Source organism: Paradesulfitobacterium aromaticivorans, assembly GCF_054657415.1.
Map to the genome: position 1 here is coordinate 272,351 of NZ_BAAHYT010000011.1, position 17,970 is coordinate 290,320.

Here is a 17,970-nt window from a genome sequence, read left to right on the forward strand (position 1 = left end):
CCTCATGCTTGCCTCTCACCTCCTTATTGCTAAATTAAATTGTTATGTCAGGGTGCGCAGAATAACAAGGCGCTTGAGGTTAAATGGCCAGCAACTCCATCGACAAGGTTTTCTCAAGCGCCCCTTCAATAATGCTTCGAACCGGGCCGAGGCGGCGCAGTTTTTCAAAATCGTCATCAGAAAAATTTCGGATAAAAGTAGCCCCACGAACAGCTGCAAGCACTTCGTCAGCCGAAGACATATTATCCATCGGTCCTGCAATTACAGGCGCACTATGGGCCAATTCAGTAATTAAAAATGCAATGCGTGCCTTATCCTGCTTTGCCACGGCCACACCCAACGCACATAGATCATTTGACCCATGCAGTACAACAGAGCTAGGCAGTTCCTGGCGCAGTCGCATAACATCCATCCCTTTGGCATAGGTATCCAGGTTTACTATCTCAATGTTTAAATCAGCAATATCCGGAACAATCGGGCTAATAGCCCCACAACTGTGAAAGCAAATGGCGGCTGGAGTTAAGGTTCGGAGGTGTGTCAGTAAGGTACGTAAATAGGGACGCACATAATTTCGGAAATTCAAGGGAGAAAGAAACATACCATTTTGAAAACCTAAATCATCGTTATAGATGATAACATCTGGTTGTTTATCAAGTGATGCCAGCAAATGTTCATAGGCGCTTGTAATCGTTTCCAATGACCACTCAAGCAACGCCGAGACAACGAGCGGGTTTTCTGAAATATCCTCCATTAACTTCCAGGTGCTGCGCAACATAAAGCACATATCCAAAAGACCGGGACAAGGCGCATCAGCGATTACTAGACTGTTGCGAGCTAATTCCGGTTCAACTTGCTGTACCGGCTGTAGCCATTGCGGCTTAGGGTGGTGTGCAATATCCCTAAGCCCCGCAGTTTCTAACGGGTGGCTGAACGGCGCTAAATCTCCTTCGTCTCTCAGCCATTCTACGCCAAAAGCATCAATATAACGTTCATCCTCTAACACCTGGGGATCATATAACAAACCGGTTCGAATGAAGTCAGACCCCAAATGTATACAATCAGTTGGCTCCAAGGGTATCGTTTTGAAAATAGGATGCGCTAACGCGTTGTTTTTTTGCAATCGAGGAACTGCTCCGACCCGTATGCCAGTGAGAGATGTTGTACCTATGTCAATCAGTGGTACGCCATTTTTTTTGCCGGAGAGCATTTCTTCTAACTGTGACCGGGCCGACATCACTCTGCCTCCTCTGGTAATTTGAACATCTGCCATAGAGCATGTCCTTCTGGCAATCTATGACCGTCCAACTCCTGGGCCGCAAAACCATAAAATACCTCTGCTGTTGCTGCAACATGGGCTGCCATAGCAGCCTTCTCTATAATGCCATAATGCAGATAATCTCCACCGGCAGCACGACAGGCTACAAGGGCAGCTCCCAATGACAAATTAACCCATTCCCGACCAAGCCGATTTACGCTGGTCCATTGTGAAAAGCAGTTAGAGAAGGCACAACCTGCCGGATAGCCAAAACGTTCCCGAACCGTCTGAATTTGGCGTATGTTTAATCCTATGGAGGGCGGATCCATAGTACCCAGATCAACAATGGGGGTTGTTACACCAATCTCTTTTAACATGGGCTGATAATAATTTTCTATCATTTCGCAGCTTCCCTCGGGCGTGGGATTACTTATATCACTGGCTAGAATCATAACAGCTGCTGGGCGATATCGGCCAAGCAACTCCAATTCTTCGTCTTCAGTGTCCTCATTCAACGATGCATAGACAGCGCGATCCAAAATGCCAAGTTTGTCAGCCGCTTTAAGGCCAGCAATACGCGTCTCAGCCTCAGTTGCATTTATCAACAAGGGAAGGCTTGTTCGTACACTAACAAATTCCAAGAACCGCTCCATGGCTTCTGGCGAAGCGGCAATGACATCAAAGGCCATCTGCACACCGTACCGTTTACTAAGCTTGTTAACTCGATCCACCATTAAAGCGGCGCGAGCTTCGTTAAATTCTCCAGCAAAGGGATCACTGACAATAGTGTGCTTGTCATAAAAAATACTTCCCACCACCAAGCCTGTCGTTGAGCCTAGTGTTCCTCCTATAGTGGCGTTACCAATTTTAAGTACATGATAATCTCCCACCCTCAATTCCTCCTTTTTTAGAATTGTCTAACTATGATTAAATCATACAATAAGCATCAATGTATGTCAATGTATAATAAGGTATTAAATTATATCCTAATGTATTACATCGTATAAAAATTAGAGCACACAAAAAGGCTGATCCGATAATTACCAGATCAGCCCTTTTGTTGATTAATACTAAGTTGGTCTACTTAGAGGTATAGCTCGATTATACTAAGCAGAGATACTTTACCGTATGTTTTACCTACGCGATCTAGGAAACGCTGTTCTTTAAGTAAACAAAGGATTCGTTAGTGTAAAATACAACGTTTTGGTGACAATTCATCAATTCAATGAATTCATTTAAGTTGTCTTTGCTGGAGTCATTATATAAATATGGGCAAATTCCCACAACATTATGCTTAGCTAAAGTATCATCCAATAGGTTTTCGAAATGGATAAGATTAGAAATTCCCCCACAACACCCGAGGTCTGGGGAGCCTGAACCCCACATAAACATGTGACCAAGTTCTCTGGTAATGTTTGCCTCATCAGTCCATGCTTTAATAGGACCCTGTACACCCAAAGTCTTATACATCTTGGCTAAATCAACGATGGTCAACAATTTTTTCTCTTCCAATTCGTCAACCGGCAAACCTCTCGTCGTAAGTTCCTGCCGCACATCGTCAGGGTTTTGCCACCAGCATCCCTTAAACAGTCTTTGGTTCAAAGCCAGTCCTCTTTTAAAAAATTCTACTTCAAGGTTGTAAAGGTCATCTTGATTAGAGGTAATTGCCATCATATGGTTACTCTTTAGCTCAATCTTATCCAATAAACTTTGCCGCATTGTGTTGGGCTTTGATTCAATGAGCTTGGATTCAAGAACTTCCCTGCGAATGCGCCACTCTTTACCGAACTTGACGCCAGGCAACTTACCAGATCTTAACCATCGATAGATGGTGTTGGTGGTTGTCCGTAAATAATCTGCAACTTCTTCAACTGTGAGTAATTCGTTTTCCATAAGTCCATCTCCTAGTAAGCATAATTAATTTAATAATAGCATCGAGTCTTAGACATTTCAAGGCAAAGCTAGTTAAATCAAGTTAGATCAGTATATTTTATAATTTTCCAGCTTGATCTGATGCAAATATGACCAATGTTATACAATGTTATACAATGTAATACATTGACGTACGTTATATGCCAATATATGATAATGATATATAACGGAATCTAGAAAGCGAAAGTATATATGAACTAATATATAAGGTTAACTTGGTTGAATGATTCCAGCAAATATTGAAATGAATATCTTGTCTAAGAATTATCAAGAAGGAGATAGAAGTATGGCCAAAGAAATTTCTTATTATTCCCTGTTAGTTATTGCTTTAGTCTACGTTGTCGTTCCCTTAATGGTCAATAAATTCCAACGAATTTCCGTTCCTATCGTTGTAGGCGAAATTATTGCGGGTATGATCATTGGAAAGAGCGGTTTTAACTTAATCCAAGATAATATATGGCTCAATTTTCTCTATAATTTAGGATTTGCGTTTCTTCTTTTTATGGCTGGGGTAGAGATAAACTTTGGTTTAATAGCTTCTTCGACTAGGGCAAAAAAGGCTAAATGGTATCAGCATCCATTAATCCTGTCCTTAATTGTAACTGTTACCACCATGTCCTTGTCATTTTTGTTAGCATTCCTTTTATACATATCGGGATTAATACCCAATGTCATGATTATTGGTATCGTCTTTTCCGCAACTTCTGTTGGAGTAGTGGTTTCTATCCTTAAAGAACAGGATTTATTATCTTCTGATTATGGGCAAGTAATATTATTAAGCGCCATGTTTTCTGGTTTTTTTACGATGGTTCTTTTATCAGTCTATGTAACGCTCAGTTCCTCCAATTCAATTCAAGACCTCTTCTTAATGTTACTGATAATACCAATCTTTTTCTTATTCTTGAAGATTGGGAAAATAGTACGTTATTTTCCAATTTTTGAACAGCTTGCCCACAAAAATGCACAAATAAAAATAAGGGGTGCATTTGCCCTACTGATGTTCTTCATTGTTCTAGCTCAAGCTTTAAAGACAGAAATAATCCTGGCAGCCTTCCTGGCTGGATTAATTGTTTCTCTACTTAACAACCGCGAAACGTCACAAATTTATCTTAAACTAGACGCTATCGCCTATGGTATTTTTACCCCGTTTTTCTTCGTCATGGTAGGTGTAAACTTTGACATTAAAGATATTATCGGTAACCTAGCATCCATACGCCTTCTGCCAATCCTATTATGTTCAGTATATTTTGTACGTTTTATTTCTGCTACGCTCTTAAAAAAGAGCTTCTCTTGGAGAAAATCCTTAGGTGCCGCTGCCCTTCTGTCATCACGACTTGACTTGGTTATTGCTACTAGCGCGATTGCCTTAAAACTCGGACTTATTGACGGGAGTTTAAGCGGAACGCTAATATTATTAGCGATACTAAGCTGTATTTTGTCTCCACTCATTTTTAATTATTTGGTCAAACCTGATTCTTAGCGGTAATTCGATTAAAATCGTAGGGATTCATATATGTACCCTTTCGACCATATTGCGTTAGCTTATTTAGCTCAACTATCAAATATTGAGCAGTTACCCGCAGTAACTCATTTACTACCCGTAGACAAGTCGATCGGAGCGAACAAACATCAAAACAAAATTACAAAGAACAATATCCGCAAACTGTGTGGTAAAAGGGAGACCGCATTCTATGTCCCCAAGAACGCTGGGCACTATGACCACACGTAACTGGGCAACCGTCATGAAACTCCATGCTCTTCACCAGTGACTTTCACCCCGAATAGTCATCAAAACAAAAAAACCGGGATAAACCCGGGGTGTAGGGTGCTACTTGCCTCGGTGTTTAGCCTTGGCTTTCAGAGTAGCGATCTGGCGTTTCTTCTTGTCAATTTCTTCACGCTGGGCTTTTGATTGAATCAGCCTTTCCACCTCGCGACTTTTTAAATCTTGTTGAACATATGGGCATGGGCGGACACAACAAAATCATTAAAGGAATGATCGAACACAACAGGTTCATGAATGACTTATGTAATGACTTCCAAGGTAGGAGGCACATGCTCCATCGTTGTACTTAGGAAAAGACTTCAGGAAGTTCTATTGTAAGATCCCCGAAAATACCAACCACAATTGAATCTTGCTCGGTGTACACTTCCGGCCTGCTGTATTTACCTTCATGTGTAAGATGAAACACACATATGGTATTTTCTTCCGGATAAACGATCCAGTACTCAAGGATCCCTACTCTTTCGTACAGGATGAATTTCTCTTTAAGGTCTTTTTGAAAAGTGGAGGGTGAAGTAATCTCTACAACTAGGTCAGGGCTTCCTTTGCAGCCTTGGTGGTCCAGTTTGGTCCTATCACATACCACGACAATATCCGGTTGTACAACGGTAGAAGTTTTTTCGTCGCTCTCCTGCAGTTGGGGCAAGCGTACATCGAAAGGTGCTGCATAAACCCGGCAAGTTTTGCCTTTTAGATAATTGTTAAAGAGAGTATGTAGCTGGCCGGAGATCTCTTGATGCCTGCGCGAAGGGGCTGGGGTCATATTACCAAACCTCAGCTGTACCCATTCGGAAATTTTCATAAATACTGCAGAATAAAACAGTTATTGGCAGGGCTTAATTGAAAAATGCAGAATTCATGTTATTGGAAGACTTTGCACTGTAGCTTCTCACCTAAAATGACGGCATTACTGTCACCGCCAATGGCGGAACAATCATACTGACAATATGCCAAAGGCCGAAGAATTTCACCGTCAATCATTATCTCACGCGCCACATGCCAGCTAATGTTGAAAATGTGGATATGGATATGGATAGTCCCCACTATGCACATGCCAATCCATGTGCATTTGCACCATACGGCGGATAAGGGTGGATTTACCGCTGCCTACTTCCCCAGTGAGAGCGCCGAGGCAAGAGTTGGCAACCATTAACTGCAAGCGGGCCAAGGCTTCAGCGTAAGCACCGGCCTCAAAAAACATATCCCCTTGGGGTGAACGGGAAAAGGCAACTGTGGCATTAAGATTTTGCCTATCAGTCATGGGGTGCCTCCGGCTTTGACCCGAAGCTTATGGGATCTTCGTTCCACAGGCTGCGACGTTTTTGTTCAGCCATCTCGAAAAAGTTTAGCTGCGACGCTGGGGACACTTCCGGTGTCCTCGCCTTAACTGGTTATAGATTTGAAATTTCTGAAAAGGTCGATTCCGAGGGTAGGGTAGTAGAAGAAATCGATAAAACAGCTTTAATAGAACTTGCTCGGAAACTCAAAGCAATGCAGGTAGATTCAGTAGGTATAACCTTTAATAATGCTTATGCCAATCCGGCAAACGAGAAAAAAGCAAAAGAAATTCTGCAAAACGAGTTGTCGGGCATTCCCATAAAGCTAATTTTAAAATTAATCACTAACCAAGGTGAGGCCCACAAATCAAGCTATTTCTTTAAGTAAGATACTTTTCTGTCGAAGCTGTAAATAAAAACCATGTTTATCTTGGGCCTCGCTCACCTTGGGAACAAGGAAACACGGAGACAAAGGGAGAATTAACAGTCTACTGCCAATATAATGTTTTACGGTCAGAGCCGTGTTCTTTTCAAGCAAAACGTTGGTCAGCGTGTGTCTTAAAGGATGCATGCTGACCTTTTTTTGAGGGTTCCCACTCGCCCTCTTAAACCAACCGTTTACACCGCTTTTTCGTCCTCTTAGACCGTTAGACTTTTCAAAATATACTAAACTGATCTAAAATACAGCTCACATACAAATATCGGAATGACTTTTCGTATAGTGGAACACGAATAAGAGAGAGGGCGTTATGAGAGGAAAATTTGAAGGTGCACAGACAGGAAAATCAGAAGGGGTTCAGACTGTTGAAAAAGCTCTTACAATCTTAACCACGTTTAATCACCAGCAGCATTTGTTTGGTGTTACTGAGCTAAGCAACAAGTTAGGGCTGCCCAAAAGTGTGGTTCACCGGATCCTGATTTCGATGCAGAAGTACGGGTTTGTGGAGAAAGACACGCTCACTGAAAAGTATCGCCTGGGTTTACGGGTTTTTGAATTGGGCAAGGTTGCGGCAGGCAACATGAACTTGCGTAATATTGCATTTCCTATTATGCAGCAAATGGCGCAGATTACCGGGGAATCCATCCTGCTCACGATCAGGGATGGTCATGCGGGAGTAGGGATTGAATTTGTTGAAGGATCCCAGTCCATGACTCTAAAAGCATCGCATGGGATGCGACTGCCGCTGCACTGTGGAGCTTCGAAAAAGATACTCTTAGCCTTGCAATCGACTGACTTTATTGAGGAATATTTTAGAACAGAGAACCTTGTGCGTCTTAGCGACCACAGTCCCATGGACCCTGACTTGCTCAAAGAAGAATTAGGGCGTATCCGCCGCGAAGGAATCTCGATCACTGCGGATGAGGTTGATTTGGGTTCGACTGTTATCGCTGCCCCTATCTATGAGCATGAAGGAAGATTGGTAGCAGGGTTAGGGATAGGCGGACCAACATTCCGCTTTACTAAGGCAAAAAATGAGGAATTTATTAATTTGCTGCACCGATACTCGCGCGAGATATCCCTTAAACTTGGTTACAAACCGGACTAATCTTACCGTGAGGGTTGTTATTATGTTGTTAATGTTCCAAAGATTTAGTATATTTTAACCGTTAAACCTCCAAAAACGACCGTTAACGGTCAAATATCGGCACTTCACCCGGGAACTACTGTGTCAACGATGTCTGTTTGTTATCATATAGATTATGGAACATTGTTCCTAAATTCGGAACGTTATAACAACCATGTTAAGAGGGGGAAGAGTGAATGCGCTATCTGATGGAACCCACAGGCGTGGCTATTATCGGGGCCAGCCAGGACTTCTCAACAATTAATGGCAAAATTCTTAAGTACTTATTAAAACATAATTATCAAGGGAAAATTTATCCGGTTAATCCTAAATATCAGGAGATTGCAGGGCTCGCTTGCTACCCTTCAGTCGAAGCAATTCTGGAACAAGTTGACCTGGCCCTGATCGCAATTGCGGCCGCCCGGGTGCCTGGCATCTTGCGTGATTGCGGGAAGAAGGGAATCAAGAGGGCTATTATTTTCTCGTCCGGCTTTGCTGAGACCGGAGATAAGAAATTGCAGCAAGAGATTAAAGACATAGCTAAAGAAAATAACATGCGCCTGATTGGGCCCAACTGCCTGGGTATGCTCAATGTTTCCTCCGGGCTTATGGCATCTTTCAGCGGTTCTTTGGAGATGGACAAGGTCAAAGCCGGCCCGGTTGCTTTGGTATCTCAAAGTGGTGCGGTAGGCTTTATGCTTTTTAACTTGCTGCAAGAAGCAGGAGTGGGTGTGAACTTTGTCATTACGACCGGTAATGAGGTCGATATGACTGCAGGCGAAGGTTTGTCGTATGTAGTTGAGAACCCTAATACCAAAGTGGTTCTTTCTTATCTCGAGGGACTTCGGGACGGGGAAAGCTTTAGGCAAACTGCAGAGCAAGCTGCCGAACTGGGCAAACCTATTATTGCCTTAAAAGTAGGTAACTCTGCCAGCGGGCAAAAGGCTGCCGCTACGCACACCGCAGCGCTTACCGGATCAGGAGCGGCTTATAAGAGTTACTTTGAAAAAATGGGGATTTTCCAGGCTAATGACAGTGATGATATTGTCGACCTCGCCCAAGCATTCATCCCCGGCAAATTGCCCAAAGGCAACCGGGTCGGGATTGTGACCATGTCCGGCGGGGTCGGGATTTTGCTGGCTGACCGTTCGGAGGAGGTTAATCTCCAAGTGCCGGAATTAAGTGAAGCCTTACAAGAAGAAGTGAGGAAAGTCATTCCCGCTTTTGGTTCAGCTATCAACCCGGTTGATGTGACCGCTCAATCTCTCAACCAAGGGGACGAGTTTAAGAAGTGCCTGCAAATCCTGCTCGCTTCAGACGAACTCGACATGTTGATCGTCGCCATCACCATGGCAACCGGAAAAATGGCGGAAAAAATCGGTCGCGATATTGCGGAATGTGCGCTGGAGACAGACAAGCCGCTCGTGGTGAGCTGGAGCGTAGGGCAAGTTGCCAAACCGGGCTTTGACGCTCTTAAGGAAGAGGGAGTGCCGCTTTATCATTCCCCGGCCCGCGCCGCCAAAGCTATGGGCGCGCTCTATCGCTATGCTAATTTCCGCAAAAACTGGAGCATGCCGATAGCCGGCCCGGTCAATGAAGAGAGAAAGGCTAAGGTTCAGGGAATTCTGAGGGCAAGCACCCAGGCCTTGAGCGAGCATGCCACCAAAGAAATCCTCGATATGTACGCTTTGCCGGTTACCAAAGAGTTCCTGGCCGGCACGGCAGGTGAAGCAGTAAGTTTAGCCGATAAAATGGGTTATCCTGTGGTTATGAAAATCGATTCTCCCGATATTCTGCACAAGACGGAGGCAGGCGGGGTTGCCATTAATGTCAGCTCGGCCGAGGAAGTTGCAGCTAAATTCGCTGACATTATGGCTAAGGGCACAGCCTTTAACCCTGCAGCTCAGATCAATGGAATTCTGGTGCAGGAGCAGGTGCCCCCTGGGGTTGAGTGTATTGTAGGTTTGCAGCGCGACCCTGTTCTTGGTCCGCAAATCCTGTTCGGTCTTGGTGGGATTTTTGTAGAAGTCTTAAAAGATGTTGTCTTAAAGCCCGTACCCCTCAGCCGAGAGGATGCCTGGGATATGCTTAAGCAGATTAAGGGTGCTGCGATGCTCAACGGCGTCAGAGGCAGGCAGGCGGTTGACAAAGAGGCGCTGGTTGAAATCCTGCTCGGGGTAAGCCAGTTAGCTTACGAAGGTGGAGCGGATTTACTAAGCCTTGATATTAACCCAGTCATGGCTCTGCCCCAAGGGCAGGGAGCCAAGATTCTCGATGGAGTCTTAGTAAGCAGTAAAAAGGCGTAAGTGTCTAGCAGGTTACTGCACATAAGATGAAATCCTAAGTTCGCAATTTGGTAAAGCTCGCACTACGCGTGAAAAGATAAGCCCATGCTGGTTTCGGCATGGGCTTACTTGGCTGTAACGGTTAACTTTGTTCCATTCTCTTATGATCCTGACTTCCGCTAATGATTTGGCGGACTGGTATTCTACCGGGGGATCTTACTTTTTAGCTTGAACGTAGACATCAAACCCTGTCCAGATATCTTCGAGATCGTTCAAGGCCTGCGCAACCTGCTCAGGAACCTTATAAGCCATAGATCGCAAGAGGGCCGTAATTACCGAAAGTGGTGCCGTAAATGAATCCATGTGCGAAGCGATGCCGGTGGGGGTTAAGAGAACTTCATGAGCCTGAACTGCCAATGGAGAGGATGGATAATCTGTAAGGGCGACAATCCTGGCCCCTTTTTCTTTGGCGTAGGTTAAACACTTAACGGTGAACTGAGTATAGCGGGCAAAACTTATCCCGATCACAACATCCTCTGGTCCGAAGCGCTCAAGAAGATCCATTGTGCGCGGTTCTCCGGTAAAGAGGGTTACATCTTTATTAAGCAAATTAAGATAAAACTGCATAAATAGGCCTAGGGACACCGAACTTCGGGCACAGGCGATACCGACACGGCGAGCAGCCAGCAAGGAATTAACTGTGCGCTTAAAAGATTCGAGGTCTATTCTCTCGATGGTCATGACGATGTTTTGCAAGTCCTCTTCAAAAAAGCTGATGGCGGCCCTTTCCTCATCATTCTTTATTTTGCGCGACAGGCGAAATCGTTCCCCCGTGGAGAGTTTTGAGCGTACGATCTCCTGAAGTTCGCGCGTGAGCGCAGGGAACCCGGAATACCCGAGGAATACCGCGAAGCGGGTAACGGTTGACTCGCTGACCCCGGCAGTGCGGGCCAGATCTCCAACATTAAAGAAGGCGGCTTCTTCCGGATCGTTTATAATCACATCGGCTAAGGCCTGGTGAGAAGTACTCATATGGCCGTAAAGTTGGGAAATTCTCTGTAAAATTGAGGATTCCGGTTCTATGTCTGTCCCTCCGTCCTTACACTTATATACCAAGCTACAGTATAAGCCATTATTTTGTACCTGACAACATCAATTTCATATTAATACAGAATTATGATATATTGTCTTTCTTTCGTAAGTAGTGTTCAGAACATTTATAATATTGACGAAAAAAATATTGCAAAATACTTCAAATGGTGCAATAATATTTTCATAGGCACTCATAAAATAAGAAGGGGGTAAAAGAATGAACAAGAGAAAGATTGCTATTCTCGCCGGAATCTCATTGCTTGCTTTGACCTTAAGCGGATGTGGCGGTGGCACAGATTCCTCGTCTGCTCCGGCCAAGAAGAAGGAACTCCTGTTTGCAACCGGCGGCACAGCAGGTACGTATTACCCGCTGGGTGGGGCCATGGCCCAAGTGTGGAACGCTCATGACAACAAGGTCAATGTTACGGTTCAATCCACCGGCGCTTCTGTGGAGAATGTCCGCCTGCTTAACAGCGGGGATGCTGACATTGCCTTAGCGATGAACAATGTTGCCGATGACGCGTATAAAGGAGTCGGATCTTTCAAAGAAGGAGCCCAAAAGAAATTCTTGGCGATTGGATCAGTCTATCCCGAGGTTTTACAGGGTTTTGTTCCCGCTGATAGCGATATTAAAGAAATTAGCAGTCTTAAAGGCAAAAAAGTTGCGGTCGGTCCGGTCGGCAGCGGAACGGAAGTGACGACTAAAGCGATTCTCCAGGTGTATGGACTGGATTTCAACAAGGACTATACTCCGATCTACGCAACCTTTGCGGATGCGGTTGACCAGTTCAAAGACGGGCATCTGGATGCCGCCTGGAATGTTCTGGCGGTGCCGGCCTCAGCCATTACAGATGTCAGTACGACAAAGGCTATCAGTTTCTTAGAAATTACAGGTCCGAAGCTGGAAGAACTGATGGCTAAGTTTCCTCTGGTAGCCCCTTATACCATTCCCGCCAATACTTATAAAGGTGTGACTAAAGACGTTCAAACGGTTTCCCTAAAATCTGTACTCTATGCGCGCGCCGATTTAGATGAGGATACGGTCTACAACTTGACGAAGATCATGTATGAAAATAATGAAGAAATTGCCAAGCAGCACAACATGGGGAAAGAGATCCTGCTGAAAAATGCTTTGCAAGGGGTCACAACTCCGCTTCATCCTGGAGCCATTAAGTATTACAAAGAAAAAGGAGTAAAGCTCCCATCCTAAACAGAACGAATTTCGCCTGGGTGCAGTCATGTAAGTCGGAAAGTCTTTAAGTTGGAAAGACGCTGTATGTATAGGGCTGTGGCATGCAGCGTCACATCTAAATCTGCAAGATCTTAAGATCTATGGGATCCAAATTTGGAAGGGGGGTTAAGTATGGCAACTAATGTGGAAACTCTTTCAGAGGAGCAGCAGCAGGAATTGATGGCTAAATATGACCGTGAATCCGCATTTAGGCGGCTACGGGGACCTATGGCCCGGGTAGTAGCGGTTCTCGCCATAATTTGGAGTTTGCTTCAGCTCTATACTGCCGCGATGGGGGTGTTTCCTCCTACGCTGCAAAGGGCACCTCACTTAGGATTTGCTTTGGTCTTAGTATTTCTCCTTTACCCCTTAAAACGCCAAGATCGCAGCAACAAAATTCGCTGGTATGATTATCTGTTGGCCTTACTTTCGGCTTTGGTTGCCAGCTACCATGTAATATTCTATGAGCCGCTGACGATGAGGGCAGGAGCCTATACCCACCTAGATCTGGTCGTTAGTGTTCTGGGAGTTCTGTTGGTGCTGGAAGCAGTTAGAAGGGTCGTTGGCTGGGTACTGCTCAGCTTAGCTATCATTTTCCTGCTCTATGGACACTTTGGCTATTTAGTGCCAGGCTTAATGGGACATCGCGGTTTTACCTTTACCAGGATTCTCACGCACAGCTTCCTGTCAACTGAAGGGATTTTTGGAGTCCCGATTGCCGTTTCCTCCACATTTATCTTCCTCTTCATGATCTTTGCCACTTTCCTCCGCAAAACCGGGATCGGCGATTGGCTTACAGGTTTGGCTGTTTCCGTCACCGGACACTATAGCGGGGGGCCGGCTAAGGCTGCTGTTATTGCCAGTGCCTTACAGGGCACGGTTTCCGGGAGTTCGGTGGCTAATGTAGTAGGCACAGGTTCAGTGACGATCCCTTTGATGAAAAGTATCGGTTACCGCAAGGAATTTGCGGGCGCGGTTGAGGCCGCTGCTTCAACCGGAGGACAGCTGATGCCCCCGATCATGGGAGCGGCAGCATTCATTATGACTGAGTTTACTGGTTTACCGTATATTAAAATCGCTGCTGCGGCAACAATCCCAGCCATCCTGTACTTTACCGGAGTTTTCATTATGGTTCACTTAGAGGCTAAACGAACCGGGCTTAAGGGGATACCAAAAAGCGATCTGCCCCGTGCCTCACAACTTCTAAAAGAGAAGTGGTACTTGCTGCTCCCGATTGTAGGTATTGTCTACTTCCTGACTACCGGGCAAACAGCGATGAAAGCTGCCTTTTACGGAATTCTCCTCACAATCTTGGTAAGCTTTGTTAGCAAAGATACGCGAATGTCCTTCAGGGAATTCCTTGAAGCCCTCGACGAAGGAGCACGATCAGCGGTGCCGGTAGCGGTGGCCTGTGCCACTGCCGGAATCCTGGTAGGGGTTGTGACTTTAACCGGAGTGGGGCTTAAGGTAGCAACCGGTATCGTTTCTCTTTCTCATGGTAGCATTTACTTAACAATGTTTTTCACCATGATTGCCTCTCTAATTCTGGGCATGGGTGTGCCCACAACGGCCAATTACATTATTCAGGCAACGATAGCGGCTCCGGCTTTAATGGCTGTCGGGGTGCCGGTAATAGCCGCCCATCTCTTCGTGTTCTATTTTGGAATTTTGGCTGATGTCACTCCGCCGGTAGCCTTGGCCGCTTTCGCCGCTTCAGGCATCTCCGGGGCTGAACCCATGAAAACCGGGTTTAACGCCACCAAGCTTGCATTTGCTGCTTACCTTGTACCATACATTTTCGCGACCGCTCCTGCTCTGGTGTTGGTTAATGTCACAGGTTTAGAGATTGTCAAAGCTTTGATAACTGCTTTGATAGGTATGGTCGGACTTGCCGGCGGCTTAAGCGGATATCTGGTCGGACCGGTAAAATGGTGGGAGAGGATTGTCTTAATAGTTGGCGGCGTGATGCTAGTTGATCCGGGAACGCTAACTGACATCATCGGGATCGTGCTTGTTGGATTAATGTTGATGTTAGGACGGTTTAGAAATGCCAGAATGAAGGATCAGGCAGATTATATATCACAATAAGGACATAAAATTCAGGTTGTCGTTCAAGATATGCCAAAAATTTTTTGCCAAATGCTGAAAATATAATTTCATATACTCAAGTTAGGTGAAATATGTATTTCAGAAAATCAATATTTTTAAGGGGGAAAAAGGGAATGAGTCAAATTATCGAGGCTTCAGTACAGGCAGACCGCATTATTAAACAGTTGATGGAAGTTAAACCAGGAGAAGAAGTTATCATCGTGTGTGACACCGCGACCGACATGAGAATGGTTTATGCTTTGGCAGGCGCTGTGCAGGCAACAGGGGCAGAATATGTAATATGCATGACTCCCAGCCGGATGCCTGGACAGAAATCCACCAACGTCTCGAAAATAATTGAAAAGGCTTACGAAGGCGCAGATGTAAGTATCGGGATTACTCGCACTTCCGGTGCCTCTATTTACAACCAAAAAATCTGGGATTTGCTGAGGGATGGGAAAATCCGGCATAATTCAATGGTCATGCGCGATATGATCAACTGGATTCAGGGTGGAGCCTTAGCTGATTATGAAAGCCTTTTTGCTGAGGGAGAACGTCTGTCAGCTTTGTGGCGTAAGAGCAAAACGATTGAAATTACGAGCCCCCTAGGGACTAATCTGAAGGGTAATATTTCAAACGTGGTCTATGTCGAGTGTGGAAAAGCGCATAAACCCGGGATGCAGATGGCCTTTTCCGACGGCGAAGTCTCGCAGGCACCGGATGAGGGGACGGTTAACGGGACGTTGGTGGTGGACGGACCCATCTGTTATATCGGCAGCCATCCTGAACCTGTCCGTCTCGAAATCAAGAATGGCCGGGTAATGAGCTGTGAGGGTGATCCTGTCGCTGCACGTCGCCTAAATCAAATTTTTGCGGATGTGGAAAATGCTACAAATATTGCAGAATTCGGTATTGGGCTTAATCCCGACTGTCTGTACAATGGGGATTTCGAAGAGGAGAAAAAGGCCCGCGGAACGGTGCACGTTGCGATCGGAGCCAATGTCAGCTATGGTGGTACGGTTTACTCTCCGGTTCATATGGACATGGTAGTGTATAAACCGACTGTCAAGATGGATGGCAAGCTCATCGTGGACAACGGGGTCGTAGTCTTCGAAAAATAGTTGGAGTAATTCGCAATGGGTACTCGAAATTATTCAAATTTGTTTATGCCAAGGAGGCGCAAAGTGTATGAATCTCCCCCTTGCAGGAGTAAAAGTTCTTGACATTTCCAGGGTCGTGGCCGGTCCATATTGCACCATGCTTTTGGGGGATTTGGGCGCAGAAATCATTAAAGTGGAGATGCCGGGTAAAGGGGATGAAACCCGGGCCTGGGGACCACCTTTTGTAGAAGGGGAAAGCACGTATTATCTGAGCATTAACAGGAATAAGAAAAGCATCACTGTTGACATGAAAAGCGAGAAGGGTAGGGAAATATTATTAAAGCTCGCAGCAGAATGTGATGTAATCATCGAAAACTTCCTGCCGGGAACGGTCGAACGCCTGGGCGTTGATTATGAGTCAGTACGCAAAGTGAAGCCGGATATGATTTATTGCTCGATTTCCGGCTTTGGGCAGGACGGTCCTTTCAAAAGCTTCCCGGCCTTTGATCTCATGATGCAGGGGATTGGCGGGCTTATGTCACTCACCGGGGAGGAAGACGGCAATCCGGTACGGATCGGGGTAGCCTTAATTGACTTGGGAGCAGCCATGTATGCAGCGTTGGGAATTCTTTCCGCCCTTTTAGTGAAGAAAGAAAGCGGCCAGGGGCAGTATGTGGATGTATCCCTGCTTGATACCGAAGTGTCCTGGCTTACTTACGTTGCAGCCGCATATCTGGCCAACGGGCAGATGCCGAAGCGCATGGGGACCGCTCATCCAAGCATAGTTCCTTATCAGGCGTACAAAGCCAAAGATAAATACTTCATCTTGGCGGTAGGGAATGACGCGATCTGGCAGCGTTTCTGCAAAGGTATGAATTTTGACTTTGCAAATGATTCTAAGTATGCCACCAATGTTATGCGGGTAAAACATCGAGATGAGTTAAATGCAATCCTGAACGAAACGTTCATCCAAAAAGACGTTGCTGAATGGCTGAAGATTTTTGAAGAAGCCAAAGTCCCATGCGGCCCGGTGAACGACATTTCAGAGGTTGTAAACCATCCCCAAGTTAAGCACCGTAACATGATTGTGGAGATGGAGCATCCGAAGGCCGGGAAGGTTAAAGTACTGGGAAGCCCGATTAAGCTTTCGTTAACCCCGCCAGAGTATAAACTTCATCCTCCGCTCTTGGGGGAACATGCACAAGAAATCCTTATAAGTCTGGGGTATTCTGAGAACGAGATCCTGGCGCTGAAGGAAGAAGGCGTTATCTAAGCGTACAAAATGAAAAGTGCTCATTCCCGTTATTTACAGGGATTGAGCACTCTTTTGTTATCATTCAGTTTATTACTATAGTGCACCAGGTAAGGCAAGTAACATTGGGCGAACCCTAATAGGCAGACTCCACATACTCATCTTCATTTTGGGTCGAAAGACCAAGAAAATTACTGTCAAAGTTAAGATAACGCTGCTTCCGAATCGTGCTTTCCCGTTCCAGGTATCTCATGATCACGTTTTTGAGATCCAATACATCATCCATTTCGTAAAACCCGACCTTGTTGTTAATGAATTTTACAGCTTTAAGAGCTCCCATCGCAAAAGCGGTTCTGGCAAATGATTCATGGGATATTTCGATTTTATCAAATTCCCCGGCCAGAATTACTTTATGGTGCCCGATGATGCCCCCGGCCCTGATGGCATGAATCGGAATATCACTGGTGTCATGATCATGGACGGCAGTGGTATTTGACCTTGCTTTCGCAATTTCTTTGGCGATTTTAATGGCGGTACCGGAAGGGGCATCTTTCTTGTTCTTAAAATGAGATTCAGTGATGGTGCAATCGTAGTTTTCCAAAATGCTTGCGGCAAGATTTGTCAACACCATTAAAACATTTACTCCGGTTGTAATGTTGGGAGCGTGCAAAATACCAATCTTGTATTGTCTCGTTAAGGACACTAGTTTCCGGCTTTGCAAATCATTAAAACCGGTGGTTCCAACTACAACCGGAACTTTCTGTTTCCCTAAAACTTCAGCATTGTTCAAGGTGGCTTCCGGATTTGAAAAATCAATGGCCACATCAGGTTTATATTCAATGATGTTCTGTTCAAGCTTGTTGCAATTCTCGACTACTATCCCTGTTGTCTGTATGTTAAGTATTTCTCCTAAGTCCTTGCCTTCTTTAGTGCTGTGTTCACTGCAGACAGCCATTACCAGTCTCGTGTCTTCTTGCTGCAAAAGGATCTTTGCGATCTCTTTTCCTGTTCTTCCCAAACCAATCAAACAAACATTTAGCATGTTTCGAGATCCCTCCTTTTTTGACTATCACAGGTTACAACTTAATTATAGTGATAAAGTTGTCTGTT

15 protein-coding genes are annotated in these 17,970 nt (G+C 45.2%); 8 read left to right on the forward strand and 7 right to left on the reverse strand.

The features are described 5' to 3' along the window. Positions 1 to 79: 79 nt before the first annotated feature. The 3 genes from ACYQ2N_RS18140 to ACYQ2N_RS18150 form a co-directional block, all read right to left on the reverse strand. Positions 80 to 1,234, reverse strand: a complete 1,155-nt coding sequence (locus ACYQ2N_RS18140; protein ID WP_460000823.1) for a uroporphyrinogen decarboxylase family protein — start codon at positions 1,232 to 1,234, stop codon at positions 80 to 82. After that, positions 1,234 to 2,145 carry a tetrahydromethanopterin S-methyltransferase subunit H family protein gene (locus ACYQ2N_RS18145; protein ID WP_460000824.1) on the reverse strand — a complete coding sequence of 304 codons (912 nt, stop codon included), beginning with the start codon at positions 2,143 to 2,145 and terminating at the stop codon, positions 1,234 to 1,236. Before ACYQ2N_RS18145 ends, ACYQ2N_RS18140 begins: the two co-directional genes overlap by 1 nt. A 256-nt stretch (positions 2,146 to 2,401) precedes the next feature. Further along, positions 2,402 to 3,148: an MEDS domain-containing protein gene (locus ACYQ2N_RS18150; RefSeq protein WP_460000825.1), complete on the reverse strand. Its 747-nt coding sequence runs from the start codon at positions 3,146 to 3,148 to the stop codon at positions 2,402 to 2,404. 325 nt (positions 3,149 to 3,473) lie between these two features. Between ACYQ2N_RS18150 and ACYQ2N_RS18155 the strand changes: the two genes are divergently transcribed. Then, entirely contained in the window at positions 3,474 to 4,667 is a 1,194-nt protein-coding gene (locus ACYQ2N_RS18155) for a cation:proton antiporter (protein ID WP_460000826.1), read from the forward strand. Between the two features lie 592 nt (positions 4,668 to 5,259). On the opposite strand, the gene ACYQ2N_RS18160 is transcribed toward ACYQ2N_RS18155, so the two are convergent. Further along, positions 5,260 to 5,733, reverse strand: coding sequence for a Uma2 family endonuclease (locus ACYQ2N_RS18160; RefSeq protein ID WP_460000827.1), 474 nt, complete (start codon positions 5,731 to 5,733; stop codon positions 5,260 to 5,262). A gap of 240 nt (positions 5,734 to 5,973) precedes the next feature. Continuing rightward, complete coding sequence (locus tag ACYQ2N_RS18165) at positions 5,974 to 6,231, reverse strand: hypothetical protein (protein WP_460000828.1); 258 nt, start codon at positions 6,229 to 6,231, stop codon at positions 5,974 to 5,976. Positions 6,232 to 6,260: 29 nt separating this feature from the next. On the opposite strand from ACYQ2N_RS18165, the gene ACYQ2N_RS18170 reads away from it, so the two are divergent. From ACYQ2N_RS18170 to ACYQ2N_RS18180, 3 genes are all read left to right on the forward strand, one after another. Further along, a complete protein-coding gene (locus tag ACYQ2N_RS18170) occupies positions 6,261 to 6,635 on the forward strand; it encodes a hydantoinase/oxoprolinase N-terminal domain-containing protein (RefSeq protein ID WP_460000829.1) in 375 nt (124 codons plus the stop codon). A gap of 361 nt (positions 6,636 to 6,996) precedes the next feature. Beyond that, positions 6,997 to 7,794: an IclR family transcriptional regulator gene (locus ACYQ2N_RS18175; RefSeq protein ID WP_460000830.1), complete on the forward strand. Its 798-nt coding sequence runs from the start codon at positions 6,997 to 6,999 to the stop codon at positions 7,792 to 7,794. Between the two features lie 215 nt (positions 7,795 to 8,009). Beyond that, a complete protein-coding gene (locus tag ACYQ2N_RS18180; RefSeq protein ID WP_460000831.1) occupies positions 8,010 to 10,118 on the forward strand; it encodes an acetate--CoA ligase family protein in 2,109 nt (702 codons plus the stop codon). Positions 10,119 to 10,313: 195 nt separating this feature from the next. Here the strand turns inward: ACYQ2N_RS18180 and ACYQ2N_RS18185 are convergent, their stop codons facing one another. Next, positions 10,314 to 11,213: a MurR/RpiR family transcriptional regulator gene (locus tag ACYQ2N_RS18185; RefSeq protein WP_460000832.1), complete on the reverse strand. Its 900-nt coding sequence runs from the start codon at positions 11,211 to 11,213 to the stop codon at positions 10,314 to 10,316. A gap of 193 nt (positions 11,214 to 11,406) precedes the next feature. Between ACYQ2N_RS18185 and ACYQ2N_RS18190 the strand changes: the two genes are divergently transcribed. The 4 genes from ACYQ2N_RS18190 to ACYQ2N_RS18205 all read left to right on the forward strand — a co-directional run bounded on the left by ACYQ2N_RS18190 (position 11,407) and on the right by ACYQ2N_RS18205 (position 16,881). Continuing rightward, on the forward strand, positions 11,407 to 12,399 hold the full coding sequence (locus ACYQ2N_RS18190) for a TAXI family TRAP transporter solute-binding subunit (RefSeq protein WP_460000833.1): 993 nt from the start codon (positions 11,407 to 11,409) through the stop codon (positions 12,397 to 12,399). Positions 12,400 to 12,552: 153 nt separating this feature from the next. Further along, complete coding sequence (locus ACYQ2N_RS18195) at positions 12,553 to 14,508, forward strand: TRAP transporter permease (protein ID WP_460000834.1); 1,956 nt, start codon at positions 12,553 to 12,555, stop codon at positions 14,506 to 14,508. A 134-nt stretch (positions 14,509 to 14,642) separates the two neighbouring features. Then, on the forward strand, positions 14,643 to 15,629 hold the full coding sequence (locus tag ACYQ2N_RS18200) for an aminopeptidase (protein ID WP_460000835.1): 987 nt from the start codon (positions 14,643 to 14,645) through the stop codon (positions 15,627 to 15,629). A 67-nt stretch (positions 15,630 to 15,696) separates the two neighbouring features. Continuing rightward, positions 15,697 to 16,881: a CaiB/BaiF CoA transferase family protein gene (locus ACYQ2N_RS18205; RefSeq protein WP_460000836.1), complete on the forward strand. Its 1,185-nt coding sequence runs from the start codon at positions 15,697 to 15,699 to the stop codon at positions 16,879 to 16,881. Positions 16,882 to 16,996: 115 nt separating this feature from the next. Here ACYQ2N_RS18205 and dapB read toward each other — a convergent pair whose 3' ends face one another. Then, a complete protein-coding gene (dapB, locus tag ACYQ2N_RS18210) occupies positions 16,997 to 17,902 on the reverse strand; it encodes a 4-hydroxy-tetrahydrodipicolinate reductase (protein ID WP_460000837.1) in 906 nt (301 codons plus the stop codon). Between the last annotated feature and the right edge of the window lie 68 nt (positions 17,903 to 17,970).